Below are 19,043 nucleotides of genomic sequence, written 5' to 3' on the forward strand. Positions count from 1 at the left end.
AAGGTGTTTAGTCGCTGACTTCCGGCAAACGCGCAATCCAAAGGGCCGCCAGCACCGCAATCACACTCAATACCAGAATCACCACCTGAATTGACAGGATGTCCGCCAATAAACCGATGGCCCCGCCGGCCAGCATCGTCAGGCCGATGACCGTATTGCTCAAAGCGACGTAGGTCGCACGATTGTCGGCATTGGCCAAATCCACCAGATAGACTTTACGCCCCAACCGTACGCCGCTGTGAAATACCGTCAACAGCAGGAAGAAACCGGCATGCACCAACGGGTTTGACAGCCACGGGCTGCTACTTTCCGCCAGCGCGAACAGTACAATCCCCAATACCCCAGCTGCCAACGAGGCCAGAATCATCACCAGACGACTCGAACGGTCGCCCATTTTTCCCCATACCGGCGCGCTGATGGCACCGGCAATGCCGCTGGCGATAATCAACATCCCCAAACCGCTGAGGTCGTTTTCGCTGTATTGCTGGGCCAATAACACATAAAACGGCGGCGCGAGTGCCGTGCTCAGCAATAAGGCCCGGCCGATGACGTATTGGCGGAAAGGTCGGTCGGTTTTTAACAACGCGAAGCTTTTAAACGCCGTGGCAAAGGCATTGCCGCCGCCTTCGGTCGCGCCGGGTTGCTCTTCAATCTGCGCAAACACGACAAAAGCAATGGCCCAGAGAATGGCGCCGATCCATAACAGCCCCGCCAATAAATCCGATGAGGGATTTTGGCTGAAAAACTCGATATAGACCCCAACGCCTAAGGTCGCGACCCCAGCAATGCCGGAGCTGATGCCCATTAAATTGCCGCGCCGCCCTTTGGAAATGGTTTTGCCCAGGACGTCTTTGGCGGAAACGGAGCAGAGCCCGCGCGCCAGACTGAACACCACCAGCGATACAATAATGGCCCAACCGGCCGCGACACCGCTGACCCAGCCGGCGGTCAACGCCATGACGGCGAGTGCGATGGCCGATAAAGCCGCCCCCAATAACCAAACGCCTTTGCGTACCGGCAGGTGACGCACGGCCGCGGCCACGAACAGTTGCGGCAACAAGACACCGGCCTCGCGAATCGGTACCAGAAAGCCCGTGAACACCGCCGGGGTGCCTAAAGCGCCCAACAACCAAGGCAAGGTCAGTTTGGCGCTGGCGAGCTCGTCGGCGATTTTGCCGAGAAAATTAGCGATAAGGTACGCGAAGAAATTTTTCGGTTGGTGGTGGCAGGCCGCATCGGGGATGTCTTTACAGACGCGGGCGTCTTCTTCGTTGTTGATGAGGTCGTAGGCTTTGTCGAGCCGGGATTTGTCGTGTTGTGACATGGTTTCGTGAAAGGGTCTCTAAAGGTTAAAAATCACCCGGCCTGGGCGTTATCGGTTTAATGGATATCGAACATCAGGCCGACATAGGTGGTGAGCGCCATCGCCAGAAAGCCCCAGGTGGTCATGCGCATGGCGCCTTTCAGCATGGGCGCACCGCCGGTTTTGGCGGCAATGGCTCCCAGAACGGCTAAGAGTGCCAGCGAACAAGCGGCAATAATCAGGCCGAGGTTTTCCATCGGCAGGAAGGCCACCAATAATACCGGAATGGCGGCACCGGAGACAAAAGAAGCGGCGGAAGCCAATGCCGCTTGCATCGGGCGAGCGGTGTGGATTTCCGACAGCCCGAGTTCGTCTTTGGCGTGCGCGCCGAGCGCGTCGTGTGCCATCAATTCTTTGGCGACCTGCATGGCGGTGGCGTCACTGACGCCGCGTTGGCGGTAAATCAGCGCCAGTTCGGCGTGTTCGACTTCCCAGTTTTCTTCCAGCATGATGCGCTCTTTTTCCAAGTCGGCCTTTTCGGTATCAGCCTGCGAGCTGACCGAGACGTATTCCCCAGCGGCCATCGACAGCGCACCGGCCACCAGAGCGGCCACCGCGACCAGTAAAATGCTTTCTTTATCCGCCCCGGAAGCGATGACCCCCACCAGCAAACTGACCACGGAAATAATCCCGTCATTGGCACCGAGGACGGCGGCTCGCAGCCAACCCATGCGGTGGCTGTAGTGTTCATGCATTAAATGGGTTTCAAGCATTTCAGGGGTGAAGCGAACCATATCGTATCCTTGTTCCATCGGGCGACCTGTTTTCAAATTAAATTCTGAAAATTCTAGCCACCTTTTAAGACGATTCTGTGTCTTTTTGATGATGATGTTGTGAAAAAAACCAGCCGATGACGAAACCGACGCCAATCATCACCGCTACCAAAACGGCGCGCGGCACACTGAGGCTCCACATCAGGAATTTGACTTCCACCGTCACCAGGTTTTGCAGGATGAAAATAACCGAGAGGGCGATCAGTGCCCAGGAAAGAATCGATTTGAATGTCAGATTTTGCATCTTGTCCTCCTCTTAAATCCAGACTTCTTCGGCGTATTCCACGATGTGCACCGGTTTGCGATGGTGGAATTTTTCTTCGATGGCGGTTTTGAAGATTTCTTGTTTGTCGCGTTCGCCGTGGATCAAAAAGATTTTATCCAGTTGGTGGAAATGCGCCATCCAATCGAGCAGTTCGTCCTGATCGGCGTGAGCCGAAAAGCCGTTGATCATATGGATTTTCGCGCGGACTTTGATTTTTTCCCGGTAAATGCGGATTTCCTCGGCACCGTCCACCAGTAAGCGCCCCAGTGTGCCGACGGCTTGGTACCCGACGAACAGCACGGCATTGCGGGCGTTCCACAAGCGGTGTTTGAAGTGGTGCAAAATGCGTCCGCCGGTACACATGCCGCTGCCGGCGATGATGATGCAGCCGCTTTCTTCGTCATTGATGCGCATGGAATCGCTGCCTTTAATCGAATATTCCAGATAGGGGAAATCGAATACCGAGTCGCCTTTGGCGTGTAAGGCTTCGGCATTTTCGTTCAAATCGGTGTGATACTGGTTGTATATTTCGGTGGCGCGAATCGCCATTGGCGAGTCGAGAAAGACTTTGCAGGTCGGCAATTCGTTGTCGTAATACATCTGTTTCAACAACAGCAGGATTTCCTGCGAGCGCTCGATGGCGAACGACGGAATCAACACATTGCCCTGGTTCATCAGGGTGGTGACGATGGCTTGTTTGAATTCGGAAATACTGCCTTCCAGCGGGCGGTGATTGCGATCACCGTAAGTGGATTCGATGTACAAGGCATCAGCGTGCTCGACATAGGCTGGCGGCGGCATGGCGACGTCTTTGTGGTTGCCGAGATCGCCGGAAAACACCACCGTTTTCGGTTGGTCGTCTTCCTGAAAGTCGATTTGAATGCTGGCGGAACCGAGAATGTGGCCGGCATTGCGGAAGGTGGCGGAGACGCCCTGTGTTAATTTTGCCGGTTGGTCGTATTCGGCGTATTGAATGCTTAAGTCGAACACCGCCTGGACATCGTCCATGGTGTAGAGCGGTGGGCGGACTTTGTCTTCCTCGCCGCGACGCTGAGCTTTTTTCAGGTCGGTCTTATAGTCTTCGCGCATGATTTTCGCGCTGTCCATCAAAATGACCTGCATGAGATCGTAGGTGGCGCGCAGGCAAACGATGCGACCGCTGAAACCTTCATTGACCAGTTTGGGAATGCGCCCGACGTGGTCGAGGTGGGCATGGGTGATGAGCAACAGGTCAATGTCCGCCGGGTTGAAGCCGAAATCGTCATTGGCCTGTTTGGTGGCGCGGCCTTGAAACATCCCGCAGTCCACCAGGATTTGCGGGCCCTGTTTTAGCTGTAAATAATGGCAGGAACCGGTGACGGTTTCGGCTGCTCCGTAGGATTGAATCGGTGTCATAGTGCACCCCTCGAATGGTAATCGCTCAAAGACGATTTCATTTTACAGGAATTACGTAAAAAAGCGCTTAATAAAGTGATTGCGCCAGATCAAAAAACAGCTTCAAACCCAATAGAGCGAGTAGGCCGGCGGTGATGAGGTGGAGGCGCCGTTGCGCCGAGTCCGATTGATTGAGGATTTTCAAGGCACCCGCGAACAGCGCGATGCTGCCGAACACCAACAAAGTGGCGAGAATGGCCAAACCGCCCAGCACGAGTATTTGCGACGTGAAGTGTTCAGTTTCGCGGGCGACGAACTGCGGCAGAAAGGCCAGAAAGAACAGGGTCACTTTCGGGTTGGTGATGTTCATGACTACGCCGCGGCGATAGAGTTGTCCGGCACTGAGTTTGGGTAACGGCTGACTGACATGGCAATTGGCGGCACGGTAGCTTTGCCAAGCCAAATACAACAGATAGACCGCACCGAGGGTCTGGATGGCGGAAAACAGCCAAGGGGATGTTTTCAGCACCAGCGCCAACCCGAAGGCGACGGCCAGCGTGTGACCGACCAGCCCGGTGCAGAGCCCCAGAGTCACCCAAAGTCCGGCCGTTTTGCCGTGCACCACCGACTGCATCAAGACAAAGAGGTTGTCGGGCCCGGGCGACAACGCAAGCAGAATCATCAAACCGGTGAAGGGCAGTAAGGTATCAAGTGCGGGCATAGTGTCGACAGGGGGAATCAAAAATGACCAGGCCTGGGCGTTTTGGGTCAAGCACGTCAGGCCTCTTTGGAATAGACGGTTACGCGGTTGCGACCGGCGTGTTTGGAATCATAAAGCGCCATATCCGCCAAGTGAATGACTTCGGAGGTGGTTTCGCCGTGTTCGATGGTGGCCAGGCCGATGCTGACCGTAATGGGGCGGCTGACCGGAAACTCGTGGGCCTGGACTTTTTGACGGCATTCTTCCGCCAATAGAACCGCCTGGTGGGCATCGATTTCTTCGAGAATGACGATGAACTCTTCGCCGCCCCAACGGCCGATGTGGCTTTTTTCGGTGAAGGTGTTGCGCAGGCAGCGTGCCATGTCTTTCAGCACCAAATCGCCGGAGTGATGGCCGAAGGAGTCGTTGATGCTTTTGAAAAAATCGATGTCGATGAACAGGATGGTGTAGAGCCGTTGATTGGTTTCGTAACGGGTTTGCAGGGTTTCCAGTATGCGTTCGATTTTCAGGCGGTTATGCAATTGGGTCAAGGCATCGGTGGTGGAGAGACGTTCCAATATCCGGTTTTTTTCCAGCAGGTCGGATTGAGCTTCGGTCAAGCGCTGGGTGCGGTGTTTGACTTTTTTCTCCAAGGAATCGTTGGCCACTTTGAGGCGCAGGTTCATCATATGGAAGCGCCGTGCCATCAGGTAAGCGAAGAAAAAGCTTACCAGCACCAGCAACGTGGCGACCAGCACGATTTGGTGCATGGTTTGGTCGATGTTGCGGCGCGATTGCGAAATGAGTTTTTGGGTTTGCTGGGACTGAAAGCGTGAAAAGTCATTGATGCGTTGGCCGAATTCCGACAGCTGCTGCATGCCTTCGTTGGCGAGGATGTCCTTACCTTTTTCGATTTGCCCTTCCAATGCCAGTTCGGCGATGGATTCCTGTAACGGGTCGGCCGCTCGGGCGAGGGATTGAATGCCTTGATACCATTCCTGTTCGTTTTGGCCGATGAGTTTGGCCAGCTGGTCGCGGTATTTGACGTAGTTGGAGCCGTCTTGATAAAACGCCATCATCGCTTCGTCTCTGGCGAAAGCATCGTCCAGCAGCAGCATCAGGCTGAGGTTGATATTGCGTTTCTGGCCGTAGAGTTGCAGGTTGAGCAGGTTATGCAGTTTTTGATATTGGGTGTTGATGACATGGGACGCCTCATCGAGGGTTTCCGTGGTCATTTTTTTGGACACCGAAACCAGTGTGAAAACCAATACGATAATCGACGTCAAAGCGATGGCGATCAGTAGGTTGTCCGCATTGAAAAACTTTTTTCGCGTCATGGGGTTATCGAGGTTTCGGGTTTGTAAAAATCAGTAACAATCCATTTTAGCGTATCTACGTAAAAATAGGGTAACTTTTTGAAATCACACCGTTTAATCGTCCTGAAGCCCGGAAGAAGCGGCTTTGGGCACCACCCAGCTGTGACTGAACCAGCGCCAGCGTCCGTCTTGGGTGGGTTGGGTGCAAGCGTAGCGGCTGCGGGGCGGTGGAATCGGGTTTTCGTCCCAGATTTCCAGGGTGGTGTCGTCCAGCCATTGCTGTTGCAAGCGATCGCCTTGCGGGTTGAAGCATTGGATGTTGCGGCCGGGCGGTTCCGTGAACGACAGCGTCAAGTGTGGCGGGTTATTACGAATAATCGGGTCGAAAGGGTCAATGTTTTCCACCGGCAGAACCACCGCGTTGACCTTTTGTTTAAAGGCTTCCATATCGGCAAAGGCTTCGCTCATCGGAAAACGCATCAAGGCGCGTAAGTCGGAGTAGCGGTTGACGGCGCCGGAATTTTGGGCAATGCCGACATAGCCCATTTCTTTGACCAGGTTGGCGAGGGCTTCGGAAAATTCGCCATAGGGATAGGACAGCAATTGGGTCTGGTTGGTCTCGGCGCCCAGTTCGGCCTGTAAACGTTGTTGTGCGCCACTGACTTCCTCGCGAACCCGTTTTCGCCAGGCCTGGTCGGATTCGTCGGATCGACGAATCAGCGGGTCGTGGGAGCGGGAATGGTTGACGAACTCGATGCCGTCGCCCTGCACTTCGCGCATTTGTTCCCAAGTCATGCTGGAGCGATAGCCTTGGTCGATGGCGTCGGTATTGACGAACACCGTCATCGGCCAGCCGCGGGCTTTGAAACGGGGAATGGCTTCCTGATAAACGCTGATCCAGGCGTCGTCTACGGTAAACACCACGGTTTTGTCGGGAATCGGCGTTTGGTTTTGGAACGCCGTGACCAGTTGCGACAGTGACCAGACGTGGAAATCGTTTTCCGCCAGATAATCGAGTTGGTCGTCAAATTGCGCCAAACGGATATTGGTGCTGGGCACGGAATCTTTACCGAAATGGTGGTAAATCAGAATCACCGCGCTGTTATCCACCGCTGCCGGTGCTGGTGGTGCTGTGGCCGCCACCGGCGCTGAGGAGGCTTCCGGCGGTTGCGGCGGCCAGGTGATTAAGCCGACGATTATCACCCCAGCCAATAACATCAATCCATACCCGATTGGGTGCGATAAAAGGCGTTTCGATTTTCGGGGCGGGTTTGGCATGATGTGACTCCTCAATCACCGTTTAGTTGTGTTGTGACTCGCAAGTTGCCAGGCCTGGCGGTTTTTATTGTTTTGCCTGTTGGCCTGAAGGTTTTTTATTTCGTTTTTATCTCGAGTGCCGTGGAATCGAGACCAATTTACCACATCAATCGGTGCGATGTCTAAACAACCAGCCGGCCATTGACAGGGTGACCAGCGCGATGATCATCATTGGCCAGATTTGCGGCCAGAGGCTGTCAAACGACATATCTTGCAGGAAAACACCGCGCACCACTATCAGGAAGTAGCGCATCGGGTCGAGGTACGTCAGCCACTGAATCACGTCCGGCATGTTTTCGATCGGCGTCGCGAACCCGGACAGAATGACCGCCGGAACCATGAACATAAAGGCGCCCAGCAAGGCCTGCTGTTGAGTGGTGGACAGCGAGGAAATCATCAAACCGATGCCGATGGCGGACAGGATGAAGAAGAACAGTGCGAACTGTAACAGCAGGTAATCACCGCGGAAGGGCACGTCGAACCAGAAGATGGCGAGCAGGACGATGACGTTGCTTTCAAACAGACCGATGAGCAAACCGGGCAGAGACTTGCCGATGAGGATTTCCACCGGCAAAGCGGGGGTGACCAACAGTTGGTCGAAGGTGCCTTCCTCGCGTTCGCGCGCCACCGACAAGGCCGTCACCAGCAAGGACACCACCAGTACGATCAACGCCACGATACCGGGCACGAAAAACCAATTGCTTTCCAGGTTTTCGTTGAACCAGTTGCGGGGCACCAAGGCAATCGGCGGATTGGGCAAGTCATGGCGTTCGGCCCAGTCTTGGTTGAAGGCCTCCACCACCTGAGCGACATCGTTTTGCGCCAGCAAGGCGGTGTTGGAGTTGCGGCCGTCGACAATCACCTGCATTTGGGTTTTTCCGGTGCTCATCAGGCGGGAAGAGAAATCGCTCGGAAAGCTGACCACAATCATGGCTTGTTTGCGGTCGATAATGTCCGGCACTTCGCGATTGCTGTGGAGGTGGGCGACGATTTCAAAGGTATCGGAACCGGACAGATGGCCGATGATTTCCTGCGACACCATACCTTGATCCTGATTGAAAATCGCCACCGGCGCCTGTTTCAAATCGAAGGTGGCGGCGTAACCGAAGACGAACAGCTGAATCAGCGGCGGCCCGATGACTACGAAGCGGGTGCGTTTGTCTTGAAACAGCACGCTGAATTCTTTTAGGGTCAACGCCCAGATGCGGGCCCAGGATAACCAAGCCATCAGTCCAACCTCTTATAGGATTTTTTCAACACAATCAGCGTTAAAACCAATCCCATTAAAACCAAAGCGGCGAGATTGGGCAGAATCACCCATAAAATGTCCCCGGCGAGGAATTCGGTTTGCAGCAAGGCGACGAAGTAACGTGCTGGGACGATGTGCGTGACCCATTGGATGAACAGGGGGGTACTGCCGATGTCGAAAATAAAGCCGGACAACAGAAAGGCGGGCAAAAAGGTGACGATGATGGCGATTTGCCCGGCGACGAATTGGGTTCGGCCAACGGTGGAAATCAAAATGCCCATCGACAGCGCCACCCACAGAAACACTGCCGAACTCAGCAGCAGCCAGGCCAAAGCGCCGCGTAACGGCACCTCGAACAGGAACAGGGCCATCACCAAACTGAGCAACATGCCGCCCATGCCCAGCACGAAATACGGAATGACTTTGCTTAACAGCAGCTCTTGAATTGATACCGGCGTGACCAGCAGGGCTTCCATGGTGCCGCGTTCCCATTCGCGTGCGATGACCAGCGAGGTCAGCAGAGCGCCGATCAGCGTCATGATGATGGCAATCAAGCCCGGTACCAAAAAATAGCGGCTGTTGACCTCGCTGTTGAACCAGATGCGGGTGAGCTGTTCCACCGGCTGACTGAATTCGATGCCACGCGCGTCGCCGTAGGCGATCAGCCACTCCGCCCAGGTACCCTGCACATAACCGTTGATGAGGTTGGCGGTGTTGGAATCCACTCCATTGACCAGCAATTGTACCGGCGCGGCGTCGGTTTGATGGAATTCCCGCGCGAAATTGCTTTTAAGAATCAACAAGGCTTGGATGTCACCGGTCTGCATGGCGTTTTGGCCGTCGTTGACGGTCAGGTAATTACGGGTGTCGAAATATTCCGAACGGTGGAAACGGCTGACGAAACTTTGTGATTCCACCGAGGGTTGTTGTTGGACGACGCCGAGTTTGATGTGTTTGGCATCGAGGTTGACACCGTAACCGAAAATCAGCAATAGAATAATCGGCAGAATAAAAGCGATGCTGATGCTGCTCGGGTCGCGGATAATTTGCAGAAATTCCTTGCGAATTAACCCCCGAATACGCATCCAGCGGGCTTGACGTGTTGTCGCACTCATCCGACGGCCTCCGAATTCTGGGACTGGTTGGGCGCTGCCGGCTCGGTTTTTTGCTGTTCAATGATGTGGATAAAGGCTTCTTCCATATCGGTTTGACCGGCGTTTTGTTTGATGTCGGCCGGTGAGCCGATGGCGAGAATCTGGCCGCTGGCCATAATCGCCATCCGGTCGCAATATTCCGCTTCTTCCATGAAATGGGTGGTGACCATAATGGTCACGCCCTGTTCGGCCAGCGCATTGATTTTGTTCCAGAAATCCCGCCGTCCCATCGGGTCGACACCGGAAGTCGGTTCGTCCAAAAACAGAATGTCCGGCTCGTGCATCAGGGCACAGGCCATCGCCAGGCGTTGCTTGAAGCCGAGCGGCAGGTCGTGGCTGGTCTGGTTTAGGTAGGTCTCCAGTTCGAACATTTCGATGGCCCAATTGATGCGTTCCCGGCGGCGTCGCCCGCTCAAGCCGTAAACTTTGCTGTAAAAGTTGAGGTTTTGGGCCACGGTCATTACACCGTAAAGCGAGAACTTCTGTGACATATACCCCAGCCGGGCCCGAGCTTGAGCGCGCGCTTTGCGCAGGTTGAGCCCGGCGACGTGTAAATGGCCTTCGGTGGCGGGCAGCAACCCGCATAGCATGCGGAAGGTGGTGGTCTTGCCGGCCCCGTTGGCGCCCAGCAAGCCGAAGATTTCACCGCGTTGCACTTGAAACGACAGGTGGTCGACCGCGATGAAATCGCCGAAGCGACACACCAGGTTTTCGACATCAATGGCGGGATCGGAAGATTGGGCCTTGTCATCGTCGGGCGTCGTCTCGGCGGTTTCCATCGGTTGCGCGGGTTCGGCAACGGCGTCGTCCAGCTGGCTGAGTTGATCGACAAAGGCATCCTCAAAACGTGGATCAACCGGCTCGATGCGCAAGTCGGCGTTCGGGCAATTCAGTGGTGCAAGCAATGTATCCGGTTCGGGTTGAACGTCGGCAGAGAGAATGCGGACCGTCTCGCCGAAAATCAAGGCATCGCGCACACCGGGTTGGTGGCTGAGCTGCTTTTTCAATTGCCGCTTAGGGCACTCTGGATTGCTGCTGACCAGAAAGGTTCGGTTTTGAAGCGGTTGGGTGAACTGGTCGGGTGGCCCTTCCGACAGCAGGCGACCTTCGTGCAACAGTTTGATGTCGCGGCAGCGCTCGGCCTCGTCGAGATAGGCGGTGCTGAGCAGAACGCTCATGCCGTTTTCTTCTACGGCTCGATAGACGATTTCCCAGAGCTCACGGCGCGAAACCGGGTCGACACCGACAGTGGGTTCGTCCAATAACAGTAAATCCGGCGATTTCAACAGGGTGCAGGCCAGACCGAGCTTCTGTTTCATGCCGCCGGAGAGTTTGCCGGCCAAACGGGCACGAAAAGGTGCCATCCCGGTCATGTTGAGAAGTTGGTCGAACCGGGCGTCACGTTGGTCGGGTGGTAAGGCTTGCAAATCGGCATACAGTTGGAGGTTTTCGAGGACGGTGAGGTCTTGATAGAGGCCGAATTGTTGCGGCATGTAACCGATGGCGGATTGAATGGCGAGCGGCGATTCGGTGACATCGTAACCGAGGACGTTGATGCGCCCGGCATCCAGTGTCAGCAACCCGGCGATCAAACGCATCAGGGTGGTTTTTCCGGCGGCATCCGCGCCAATCAAACCCGTGACTTGGCCGGGTTCGATGTGAAAGGTGACGTCGTTAAGCGCTTGCACTCGGCGGTTCGGCAGCACGAACGCCTTGCTGACGTTTTCAATCGATAAGGGAGCGGCCGAATCCATCAGCATGGTGCTTAGTTATCCGCCAGGTGATCCGATGGCGCGTCGCATTGCGGGTTCTTCAACGGCGGGGTGTGGAGGTCGAGTGAGACGGTGGCCGGCATCCCGAGGCGGAGTTCGCTGTCCGGATCGCAGGTGAAGACGCGAACCTGGTAGACCAACTGAGTGCGCAGTTCTTCGGTTTGCACCGTTTTCGGGGTGAATTCGGCGGTCGGTGAGATGTAACCGATCCAACCGGAGTAATCTTTGTTGGGATAGCTGTCGGTTCGGACGCGAGCCGGTTGGCCGAGTTTGAGTTGCCCGAGGGCGGTTTCGGACACGTAAGCACGCACCCATTTCGGGCTGTTGAGGGCCAGCGTCATGACGGTTTGTTGCGGTTGGGCGAGGTCGCCAGGTTCCAGTACCCGGTCGCGGACGATGCCGTCAATGGGGGAAAGCAGTTGGGTATCGGTGAGGTTTTTTTCCGCCAGTTTGACTTCGGCCTCGGCTTGCGCGATTTGAGCCCGCACCTGCGCGATGTCTTCGTCGCGAGCGCCGAGAATGGCGACCTGCCAAGCTTCATAGGTGGCTTTTTCCTGATGGCGCAGGGCCTTGGCCTTGGCTTCGGCGTTATCGACGTCTTCCTGCGATGCGAGTTTTTTCGGTAATAGGGCTTTCAAGCGTTCGTAGGTTTTATAGGCTTGCTTGGCTTCGCTTTGCGTGGCGAGATAGGTGTTTTTGGCTTGGGCGATTTCTTGAGGACGATTGCCGGCGATGAGTTTGTCGAGATGAGCTTGAAGGGCCGCGACATTGGCTTGGGCCAGTTCCAGCTTGGCTTGGTAACGCGTTTGATCGACACAGGCCAGTTCTTGACCGGGCTTAACGTGGGTGCCTTCGGTGACTTGCATGCGTTCAATCTGCCCGGTGACTTGAAAAGCGAGATTGACCTGGCGTAAATCGACATTGCCATAAAGCGTCAGTTGGCCGGGCGCTTGGGCGGCGGGTTTTTGCAGAAAATACCAGCCGGAGGCGGACAGGATTACCAGAATGACAACACCCAATAGAATGCGTTTTTTCATGTTTGTCACAGCCTTTCCTCCAAGCCTCTGCCGAATCAAATTGTCATGTGACATAACGTTAACACAAAAGCCGGGTTTCGGAAATGGCCTTCATGCTTTGCCCAGTCTTTTCGAATTAAGGTGCTCTAGCGCTTTTCACCAGGCCTGGGTGTTTTCGGGGTGGTCGTGTTTTTGGTCGGAGGCTTTGCTAAAATGGCCGGATGCGTGAATGTGGAGCGACAAGATGACGGAAAAACGGTTGAATGCGGCGGAAGCGGCCGATTGGGTTCGTAACGGCGGGGTGTTGGCTTATCCGACCGAGGCGGTGTATGGTCTGGGCTGCGATCCGTTCAATGAAACCGCATTTCAGCGATTGTTGGCCCTAAAAAGTCGCCCTTTGGAAAAAGGCGTTATTCTGATTGCCTCGCAAGTGGAGCAGGTGGCCGATCTGGCGGAGCTTTATGAACGCCCTTGGAGCGAGTCGGTGTTGCAAAGCTGGCAGGAAGGTCGTGTGGTGACGTGGGTGCTGCCGGCCAAAGCCACGGTGCCGAATTGGGTGACCGGTGGCCGGAAAACTGTGGCGATTCGGGTGACACGCCATCCGCAGGTGCAAGCCTTGTGCGATGCCTTGGGTGGCCCGCTGGTGTCCACCAGTGCCAATGTCAGCGGTGAGGAGCCAATTCGGAGTGAAGCGGCTTGTCTGGCGGCATTTCCGGAGGTGCCGGTGTTAATCGGCCAGGTCAGCGGCGCGGCAACGCCGTCCGAAATCTGGGAGGCTGAAACCGGTCGCCGTTTACGTTGATCTGGGCTTGTTAGGGGTTCGGCTGCGAAACAATCTTGGCCGGTTTGGGCGGATTTTTTTTCGCCTGTTGATACAGCGGTTCGACCATGGCGGCGTATTTTTTCAAATCGTCCACTCGGGTGGCGTTGGACGGGTGGGTGCTGAGAAATTCCGGCGGCGCGTCTTTGGAGAGTTTGCCCATTTTTTCCCAAACGGAAACGGCGGCATATGGATCGTATCCGGCGCGGGCCGCCAATTCCACGCCCATGCGGTCGGCTTCGGTTTCATGGGTGCGGCTGTTCGGTAACAGGAAGGTGGTTTGCATGACCATATTGCTGGCGTCCAACGCCGGGCCCTGGATGCCGGTGAGGATGCTTAAAGCGGTCAAACCGGCTTGGCTGACCATTTGTTGAGAGGCGCGTTCCCGGCTGTGTTCGCGTAAAGCATGGGCCATCTCGTGCCCCATAATGGCGGCGATTTCGTCGTCGGTCAGGTGCAGCGTGTCAATGATGCCGGTGTAAAAGGCGATTTTCCCGCCCGGCATACACCAGGCGTTCAGCTCGTCGGATTTCAGCAAATTGACTTCCCAGTGCCAGTCGGGTGCATCTTCACGGTAGATTTTGGTTTGCGGAACCAAACGGCTTGCAATCGTTCGTAAACGCTTCAGCTCTTTAGGGTCGGTGTTGAGCGCATGGTTTTTCTCGGCTTCGGCCAGCACTTCGCGATAGGCTTGGTCAGCCCCTTTTTGCATTTCTTGCTCGGAGACCAATAGCATTTGCTGGCGCTCAATGCCGACAGAGCCTTGTTTGGTGGTCTGGGCGCTGCAGCCAATGAGGGTCATCAAAGGCAGTATCAGTAAGGAGATAGTCCAAAAGTATCGTTTTTTCATGCGCTTTTTCCAATCCGACGAAATGGATATTTTAAAGAAGTGACGGGGCTTTTTCTATAAAATAGCGCCTGAATCGCTCCCAACGAATGAAGGAATGTTTATGTCAAACACACAACCCAATCACGTGGACATCGAAGCCGTTAAGGCTTACCTGCTCGATCTGCAAGCCGATATTTGCCGACAATTGGCGGCCGAAGACGGCTCCAAGGATTTCATTGTCGATCAATGGGAAAGAGAGCCCGATCAAGGTGAGATGGGCTTGACGGGCGGCGGTATCAGCCGGGTGTTGGAAGGCGGTGATGTCATCGAAAAAGGGGGCGTGAACTTTTCTCATGTGCGCGGCAAAACCTTGCCGGCCTCGGCCACCGCGCACCGCCCGGAACTGGCGGGCCGTTCTTTCCAAGCGCTGGGGGTGTCGCTGGTCATTCATCCGCGTAACCCTTATGTCCCGACATCGCACGCCAATGTACGTTTGTTTGTGGCCGAAAAAGACGGCGAAGAGCCGGTCTGGTGGTTTGGCGGCGGCTTTGATTTGACGCCGTATTATCCATTTGACGATGACGTTGTGCATTGGCATTTACAGTCCAAAGCGGCTTGCGATCCGTTCGGTGATGACATTTACAGCAAGTATAAAGACTGGTGTGATGAATACTTTTTCTTGAAGCACCGTAATGAAACCCGCGGTGTCGGCGGGTTGTTCTATGACGATTTAAACGAAAGCACCTTCGGTTGGGATTTCGAGACCTGCTTCCGTTTTATGCAGTCGGTCGGGAATCATTACATTGAAGCTTATCGTCCCATTGTGGCACGTCGTAAATCGGTGCCGTACGGGGATCGTCAACGTGACTTCCAATTATACCGTCGTGGCCGTTATGCCGAATTCAACCTGGCTTTCGACCGCGGCACCATTTTCGGTTTGCAGACCGGCGGCCGCACCGAATCGATTCTGATGTCGATGCCGCCGTTAGCAACCTGGAAATACGACTATCACCCGGAGCCAGGCACCGAAGAAGCTAAGTTGTATGATTATTTGGCCCCGCGAGACTGGTTGAACCTTGAAGGCAGCTGATTATGGAAAAGGTTCGGGTCGATAAGTGGTTGTGGGCGGCACGCTTTTTCAAAACACGCGGCGTAGCGCTGGATGCGGTAAAAGGCGGCAAGATCGAGTTGAACGGCAGTAAGCCCAAACCCAGCAAAACGGTGTCAGAAGGCGATGTTCTGAAAATCACCCAACCGCATCGCAAGGTTGAGGTGACGGTGTTGCAGGTGTCGGATAAGCGCGGCTCCGCGCAAGTGGCGGAAACGCTGTATCGCATCGATCACGAAATGCTGAATCAAAAAACGCCACCACCGCAAATGGCCTTGGCCGGGTATCGCGAAAGAGGCAAAGGGCGGCCGACCAAGCGTGACCGCCGTAAAATCGAACAAATGACATTTGGAGAGTAAGTTTTTTGACGATTTTTCTGGGGTTTTATAACCATTGAAAAAGGAAGGCTGATATAATTTGCGCTGATTTTGAATTCAGAAAATATCGTTAAGCGTTGCTTAAAAAACCGACAAAATTGGAAAAACACATGACACCTGAGCAAACCGAAATTGCAGAAATGATTATTGAGGCCGTCAACCTGGAAGATGTGACTGTCGATGAAATCGATCCGAATGAACCGATTTTCAATGACGGTCTGGGCTTAGACTCCATCGATGCGCTGGAAATCTCGTTGGAATTGAATAAGCGTTACGGCATTAAAATCAAATCCGGTGATCAGAATGTCGGCGACGTGTTTGCTTCGATTGCGGCCTTATCCGAATTCGTTCAAGCCAACAAACAGGCCTGATTCATGGCCGGCCACTCGGTGGACTTACCATTAAAAGGGTTGCTGTCAAGCAACCCTTTTCTGCTTTCAGAGGGCGAAAACGTCTCCCGCCATCAATTGTTCTCGGCCGCCTATCGTTTCAGTGAAACCCTTCCGGACGCGCCTGTTGTCCTGAATCTTTATGCCCGCCGCGATGTGTTTTTGATGGTGATGCTGGCGGTGGCCATGCGGGGTGGCAAAACCATTTTACCGCCCAATGTCGCCGCCAATACCCTAACCGAATTAACCGCCGAGTTGAAAGTGTCGCAAGCGCAAACGGTACAACGGTTCAGCGAGCAGGAAGAGCCGGAAACCGGGCCGACGCCGGAATCGTTTTTGTCGGCGGACAAGAGCAATTGGGTCGATGAAGCCGTCTTACAGCCGCTTTGGGACAGAGTGTTGAACAGTGACATTTGGTTGTACACGTCCGGTTCCACCGGTCAACCGAAACGGGTGGTGAAAACCTGGCGTCAAATGGCGTTGCTGGCACAACAGGCCATTGCCCGTTTCGAGTTAAACCAGCCCGGGTGCGTGGTGGCGACGGTGCCGAGCCAGCATATGTTCGGTCTGGAAACCACGATTTTCTGGCCATTGTTTTCCAAACAATCCATCTGGGTCGGGCGACCGATTTTCGCCGAAGATATACGGGCCGTATTGGCCGCGCAAGCTGGACCGGTGTTGTTGGCTTCCACGCCCTTACATTTGAAAAAACTGATGCCGTTTGATGTAGACTGGCCACAATTGCCATTGCGGGTTTTGTCGGCCACCGCTCCGTTGGATGAAGCCTTGGCTCAGCAGGTCAGTGATACGCTCCATGCGCGCGTGTTCGAGGTGTTCGGCAGTACGGAGACCGCCTCCATTGCTTCACGTGAAACATTGGCGGGTGACGCCTGGACGCTGTACGATGACAATTACCTGCTGTGTGAGGAATCGTTGTCGGTGTGTGAGGTGAACATCGCGCCTTTGGCGGAAAGCCACCCGTTGCACGACCAGTTCGAATTGATTCCGGGCCAGCCGAATCGATTTCGGCTTTTGGGGCGGCGCTCCGATGTGGTGAAAGTGGCGGGAAAACGCAGTTCCCTGGCGTATTTAAACCAGAAGCTGCAAGCCATTGACGGCGTCTCTGACGGACTGTTTTGGCAAGCACCGAATGGCGAACGCCTGCAGGCATTTGTGGTGTCCGATTTGAACGCGCACGACATCAAACAGGCGTTGGCGCAGGACATGGATGCAGTGTTTTTGCCCAGACCGATTCATTTTGTCGAGCAGATTCCGCGCAACGAGTTAGGTAAAATACAGTTTCAACAGTTGAGCGACTTGGCGAAACAAAACGCAACGCAAACAGGAACCGAATCCCCAAATGTCCGTGCTTGAACCGATTTCAGAAACCTTTACCATCCCGGCGGATCATCCGAGCTTGCCCGGCCACTTTCCGGGCAATTCGGTGGTGCCGGGGGTGGTGTTGCTGGAGGCGGTGGAACAGGTTTTGGTTTCACATTATCCGGAATATGACATCGTTAAGCTTCCACAGGCCAAATTCACCCATCTGGTGCGGCCGGAACAGGCGGTTGATTTGCAGATTGAATGGACGGGTAACGCCGATGCGGAAACGCTTAAGGCCCGGTTTAAATTGGCATTAAGCGAGGAAGCGATTCCCGCGGCGACGGGTCAATTGGTTTTGCGCAACCGAGCGGCCGTTCAAGCACAAGAGGGACAGGACGGGATACGATGACGTCACCGAAACTAACCGATTGGACACAGCAAAAAGAGCGCACTTCCGGCTTCTGGCTGAAGTTGATTCGTGGTTTGGCGTTGCTGTTTCCGCGTTGGCTGGTCAAGCCGCTATTGCATCCGATTATCCTGTTTTATATGCCGATTTCCGGCAAGCAGAAGGCCGCTTCGCGCCATTATCTGAATCAAGTGTTGGGGCGTCCCGCTCGATTTTGGGATATTTATCGACATTTTTTGTGGTTTGCCACCACCATTCTGGATCGGGTGTATTTTCTCACCGGCCGCATTGAAAACTTCGAGCTGACTTACAGTAATCTGGAAAAATGGCGCGCCTCGATGGAAACCCATCCGGCGCAATTGTATTTCGGTGCTCATTTCGGCAGTCTGGATGCCATTCGCGCCTTGTCGTCGGATTTATACGACATCAAAATCAAGGTGGTGTTGAAGGTGGATCAAAACGAAACCATCGTCAAACTCCTGAACGAGCTGAACCCGGAAATGGAAACCATGGTGATTCCATACAATGGCCTGCAAACCATTTTCGACATCCACGACACCATTGAATCCGAGCAATCGGTGGCGATTCTGAAAGACCGTCCGGTCGGGCAGGAAGCCACGGTCAAGGTACGCTTTTTCGACGATGAAATGTTGATTCCGATTGCGGGGTTCAAACTGGCGAAACGTTTTGATATTCCGGTGACGGTTTTCTTTGGCCGCTTTGAAGGTGGCAATCGTTATCATGTCTACAGTGATGCACTGACGTTCGAGCCGGGCGCCAGTTTACAGGAAATGGCACAAGCCTATATGGATGAAGTGGCGCGGCAGTGTCGTCAATCGCCGTACAATTGGTTTAATTTTTACCATTATTGGCTGGACGACGAGGACGCTTCAAAGTGAATGGCCTGAGCGGATTTAAATGGGTTATTTCGATGATGGCGATTGGGTTGTTGTTCGCCGGTCATGCGTTCGCCGATACAGCGGCTCAAGCGGAAAAGGCCAAAATCTACCAGGCCTGGACCAAAACTCCGAAAACACAGGATTTTGTTGAAGCCCGGCACGATACCTTGTTGGATGTCACCAGCGATTATCAAGGCACCTTTCATTATCGGAATCCACAGCATTTTTCATTGCAGTATCACCAGCCGATTCAAGGCCGTTTGTCGATGATCGGCGATTCGGTCAAGGTCGATTTTCCCGACAAGCACTGGCAGATGCCGTTGGCACAGGTGCCGGACATTCAGGCGTTTTTGAACCCGTTGCAAGCCTTGTTATCCGGCCGCCCGCAAGCGCTGGAAGATTTGTATGATGTGCGCTATCAAGCCCTGCCTCAAGACGGTTGGCAACTGGCTTATCAGCCGAAAGCCAATGTGGTTCTCACCACGCACGACATCATCGTATCGGGCGTTTGGCAGCATCAAAAAGCGCAAGTGCAAACCATCCAATTGAATTTCGCCAACGGTGACTGGCGGCGTTATCGCATGGAGCCATAA

The 19,043-nt window shown here is 54.5% G+C and carries 20 protein-coding genes; 8 read left to right on the forward strand and 12 right to left on the reverse strand.

Features of this window, described 5'->3' with window-relative positions:
• Positions 1 to 7: 7 nt before the first annotated feature.
• From AYJ59_RS00445 to AYJ59_RS00495, 11 genes are all read right to left on the reverse strand, one after another.
• On the reverse strand, positions 8 to 1,324 hold the full coding sequence (locus AYJ59_RS00445; protein ID WP_127118993.1) for an MFS transporter: 1,317 nt from the start codon (positions 1,322 to 1,324) through the stop codon (positions 8 to 10).
• A 56-nt stretch (positions 1,325 to 1,380) separates the two neighbouring features.
• Positions 1,381 to 2,097 carry a VIT1/CCC1 transporter family protein gene (locus AYJ59_RS00450; protein WP_127120344.1) on the reverse strand — a complete coding sequence of 239 codons (717 nt, stop codon included), beginning with the start codon at positions 2,095 to 2,097 and terminating at the stop codon, positions 1,381 to 1,383.
• Between the two features lie 64 nt (positions 2,098 to 2,161).
• Positions 2,162 to 2,380: a lipopolysaccharide assembly protein LapA domain-containing protein gene (locus AYJ59_RS00455; protein ID WP_038151794.1), complete on the reverse strand. Its 219-nt coding sequence runs from the start codon at positions 2,378 to 2,380 to the stop codon at positions 2,162 to 2,164.
• Positions 2,381 to 2,392: 12 nt separating this feature from the next.
• Positions 2,393 to 3,796 (reverse strand): MBL fold metallo-hydrolase RNA specificity domain-containing protein, encoded by a 1,404-nt coding sequence (locus tag AYJ59_RS00460; protein WP_127118994.1) that lies wholly within the window; start codon positions 3,794 to 3,796, stop codon positions 2,393 to 2,395.
• Between the two features lie 67 nt (positions 3,797 to 3,863).
• Entirely contained in the window at positions 3,864 to 4,547 is a 684-nt protein-coding gene (locus AYJ59_RS00465; protein WP_237260351.1) for a LysE family translocator, read from the reverse strand.
• A gap of 5 nt (positions 4,548 to 4,552) precedes the next feature.
• Entirely contained in the window at positions 4,553 to 5,812 is a 1,260-nt protein-coding gene (locus tag AYJ59_RS00470) for a diguanylate cyclase (RefSeq protein ID WP_127118995.1), read from the reverse strand.
• 93 nt (positions 5,813 to 5,905) lie between these two features.
• A complete protein-coding gene (locus AYJ59_RS00475) occupies positions 5,906 to 7,069 on the reverse strand; it encodes a polysaccharide deacetylase family protein (RefSeq protein ID WP_127118996.1) in 1,164 nt (387 codons plus the stop codon).
• 145 nt (positions 7,070 to 7,214) lie between these two features.
• Complete coding sequence (locus AYJ59_RS00480; protein ID WP_127118997.1) at positions 7,215 to 8,336, reverse strand: ABC transporter permease; 1,122 nt, start codon at positions 8,334 to 8,336, stop codon at positions 7,215 to 7,217.
• Positions 8,336 to 9,472, reverse strand: a complete 1,137-nt coding sequence (locus tag AYJ59_RS00485; protein WP_206197886.1) for an ABC transporter permease — start codon at positions 9,470 to 9,472, stop codon at positions 8,336 to 8,338. Before AYJ59_RS00485 ends, AYJ59_RS00480 begins: the two co-directional genes overlap by 1 nt.
• Positions 9,469 to 11,271 (reverse strand): ATP-binding cassette domain-containing protein, encoded by a 1,803-nt coding sequence (locus AYJ59_RS00490; RefSeq protein ID WP_206197887.1) that lies wholly within the window; start codon positions 11,269 to 11,271, stop codon positions 9,469 to 9,471. Before AYJ59_RS00490 ends, AYJ59_RS00485 begins: the two co-directional genes overlap by 4 nt.
• A gap of 5 nt (positions 11,272 to 11,276) precedes the next feature.
• Entirely contained in the window at positions 11,277 to 12,320 is a 1,044-nt protein-coding gene (locus AYJ59_RS00495; protein ID WP_237260402.1) for an efflux RND transporter periplasmic adaptor subunit, read from the reverse strand.
• Between the two features lie 223 nt (positions 12,321 to 12,543).
• Between AYJ59_RS00495 and AYJ59_RS00500 the strand changes: the two genes are divergently transcribed.
• Positions 12,544 to 13,101 (forward strand): Sua5/YciO/YrdC/YwlC family protein, encoded by a 558-nt coding sequence (locus tag AYJ59_RS00500; RefSeq protein WP_127118999.1) that lies wholly within the window; start codon positions 12,544 to 12,546, stop codon positions 13,099 to 13,101.
• A gap of 10 nt (positions 13,102 to 13,111) precedes the next feature.
• Here AYJ59_RS00500 and AYJ59_RS00505 read toward each other — a convergent pair whose 3' ends face one another.
• On the reverse strand, positions 13,112 to 13,969 hold the full coding sequence (locus tag AYJ59_RS00505; RefSeq protein WP_127119000.1) for a M48 family metallopeptidase: 858 nt from the start codon (positions 13,967 to 13,969) through the stop codon (positions 13,112 to 13,114).
• Positions 13,970 to 14,069: 100 nt separating this feature from the next.
• Here AYJ59_RS00505 and hemF point away from each other — a divergent pair, with 100 nt between their 5' ends.
• From hemF to AYJ59_RS00540, 7 genes are all read left to right on the forward strand, one after another.
• Positions 14,070 to 15,038, forward strand: a complete 969-nt coding sequence (hemF, locus tag AYJ59_RS00510; protein ID WP_127119001.1) for an oxygen-dependent coproporphyrinogen oxidase — start codon at positions 14,070 to 14,072, stop codon at positions 15,036 to 15,038.
• 2 nt (positions 15,039 to 15,040) lie between these two features.
• Positions 15,041 to 15,415: an RNA-binding S4 domain-containing protein gene (locus tag AYJ59_RS00515; protein ID WP_068646694.1), complete on the forward strand. Its 375-nt coding sequence runs from the start codon at positions 15,041 to 15,043 to the stop codon at positions 15,413 to 15,415.
• A 128-nt stretch (positions 15,416 to 15,543) separates the two neighbouring features.
• Positions 15,544 to 15,804, forward strand: a complete 261-nt coding sequence (locus AYJ59_RS00520) for a phosphopantetheine-binding protein (RefSeq protein ID WP_029939249.1) — start codon at positions 15,544 to 15,546, stop codon at positions 15,802 to 15,804.
• A 3-nt stretch (positions 15,805 to 15,807) separates the two neighbouring features.
• Entirely contained in the window at positions 15,808 to 17,196 is a 1,389-nt protein-coding gene (locus AYJ59_RS00525) for an AMP-binding protein (protein WP_127119002.1), read from the forward strand.
• Positions 17,183 to 17,554: a hypothetical protein gene (locus AYJ59_RS00530; RefSeq protein WP_127119003.1), complete on the forward strand. Its 372-nt coding sequence runs from the start codon at positions 17,183 to 17,185 to the stop codon at positions 17,552 to 17,554. Before AYJ59_RS00525 ends, AYJ59_RS00530 begins: the two co-directional genes overlap by 14 nt.
• The gene (locus AYJ59_RS00535) at positions 17,551 to 18,450 is read left to right on the forward strand and encodes an LpxL/LpxP family acyltransferase (RefSeq protein WP_127119004.1); all 900 of its coding nucleotides are present in this window, start codon (positions 17,551 to 17,553) and stop codon (positions 18,448 to 18,450) included. Before AYJ59_RS00530 ends, AYJ59_RS00535 begins: the two co-directional genes overlap by 4 nt.
• On the forward strand, positions 18,447 to 19,043 hold the full coding sequence (locus AYJ59_RS00540; RefSeq protein WP_127119005.1) for a LolA-related protein: 597 nt from the start codon (positions 18,447 to 18,449) through the stop codon (positions 19,041 to 19,043). Before AYJ59_RS00535 ends, AYJ59_RS00540 begins: the two co-directional genes overlap by 4 nt.

Origin of the sequence: Thiomicrospira sp. S5, from assembly GCF_003991075.1 — a bacterium.
In the GTDB taxonomy this organism is placed as follows: Bacteria; Pseudomonadota; Gammaproteobacteria; order Thiomicrospirales; family Thiomicrospiraceae; genus Hydrogenovibrio; species Hydrogenovibrio thermophilus.